Source organism: Vibrio sp. Vb0304 (assembly GCF_033338995.1).
Taxonomy (GTDB): Bacteria; Pseudomonadota; Gammaproteobacteria; order Enterobacterales; family Vibrionaceae; genus Vibrio; species Vibrio alginolyticus.
On sequence record NZ_JAWOTT010000082.1, the window covers coordinates 1 to 1,669 of the forward strand.

Sequence of the window (1,669 nt, forward strand, 5' to 3'; positions counted from 1 at the left end):
CTGCACATCGTGCGATTCAAATGCCTTGCTCATTGCACGAGCACGTGCGATATGGCCATTTCCCGTACCTTGAACACCGTATAGAATTTTCATCCATTAGCCTCCTACGATCGCAATAGCTAGAGCACCACACGCACTTCCCAACAGCGCCCCGATGATGACGTCAGTAAAAAAATGGACACCGAGCAAAATACGCGCCGTACCAATTAAGCTCGCCCAAAAGAATGCGGCATAACCGAGTTCTGGGTAGTAATGGTTGATAAGTGTTGCCATAACAAACGCAGCAGCAGTATGTCCAGACGGTAAACTATAGCGATCAGAAGGGGTGATAAAAGCAGGTAACAAAGCGCTCAGTTCTTCAGGACGGCGGCGTTTAAAGCTGTTTTTTAGCGTCCAGTAAATAGGTAGCTCGACGGCAAATGCCAGCAATCCGGCTAACATAAACCAAGATCCGTGTTCTTTATCTAAATACCAAGCTAACAGCCCTAAGACGACGTAGAGATGGCCATCTCCACTGTGCGAAACGCCTTTACTGATGTTGGCAACTTGTTGGTTAAAACGGTGCTGAAGACATACGCTAGAGAATGCTAAATCAAACTTAGCGATGGTTGCTATTGGCTGTGTGATTGTCTCAATGGTTCGCATGTGACCTTCCCTTACTTTGACAACGCCTTTGTGTGCAAAGTAGGAGGTTTAGGTGACAGCTACATGACGGGAAGTTGGACAATTAGTGACAAAAGTAGAATGGACGGAATAGCGCACATTGATGTGCCCAACCATACCGTTAAACACATCAATAAAAGCAATAAGAATTACGAAGGGTTAGCTGGTGAGGCTGACGGCGTATCGATATACCAAACTTTGCGTTTTTTGCGGCATGCGCGTAATGACCCCGTGGTAACATCACCGTCTTTGGTTAACTCATAGCTCAGCGCTCGACAAGTGTAGCTGCCCAGCAGCTCGTGTCGGGCACTCGATACAGAATGAGTCGCTTGCTGAGCATCGAGCAACGGATTCGGTTGAGTCGACAAAATATCGCGATTCACTACGTTGCTGCGTACGTAATCTTGATGCACGTAGCCCTTAATAACGCCTTTTTGTTCAACCAGAATCCAAGGTTCTCCTTCAACTCTCGCCAACGCATTGAACACTTCGCCTTTTTCAAGTTGCCCCAGCTTTGTACTCTCTACACTCGGTTTGGAGCGCAAATTTAACCCCGTTTTTGAACGATAGGAGACATCCATAAACTCCAGCTTGTTAGAGGTATCCCCTCCCTCTTCTACTGGCCTGACTACCTCCGCTTGTTGCCACTCATTAGGTTGCACGCGGATCTTCCACCACGAATAGGTGTCAGGATCTTTGCCTTTGAATTTATCTCGGCTGTCCGACTCAAGCGCCACCAGCATCTGATTTAAGAAAGATTCCCGCCCTTCACTGCTTAAGTACATGTCCATTTGATCGCTGATCACCATAATACTTTGCGCATGATCGTTCACGATCACCGGAGAAGCCACCTCAGCATTCGTGTTTGATTGAAACAGCTGACAACCAGATAAGCTGATCAATGTTAATGCGAGTGCCGAACGTCCAAGTTGTTTTGCTGTGACCATGAATCCTTTACCTTCTGTTTCTCTTCACCTAATGCAACTGCACTACTATAAATGGTCAG

General features: G+C 46.9%; 2 protein-coding genes. Both read right to left on the reverse strand.

The window, feature by feature from the left end; translation table 11 throughout:
• Positions 1-96: 96 nt before the first annotated feature.
• Complete coding sequence (locus tag R7P35_RS23915; protein WP_005480556.1) at positions 97-645, reverse strand: phosphatase PAP2 family protein; 549 nt, start codon at positions 643-645, stop codon at positions 97-99.
• A 167-nt stretch (positions 646-812) separates the two neighbouring features.
• Positions 813-1,610: an SH3 domain-containing protein gene (locus R7P35_RS23920; RefSeq protein WP_318092815.1), complete on the reverse strand. Its 798-nt coding sequence runs from the start codon at positions 1,608-1,610 to the stop codon at positions 813-815.
• Positions 1,611-1,669: the final 59 nt, after the last annotated feature.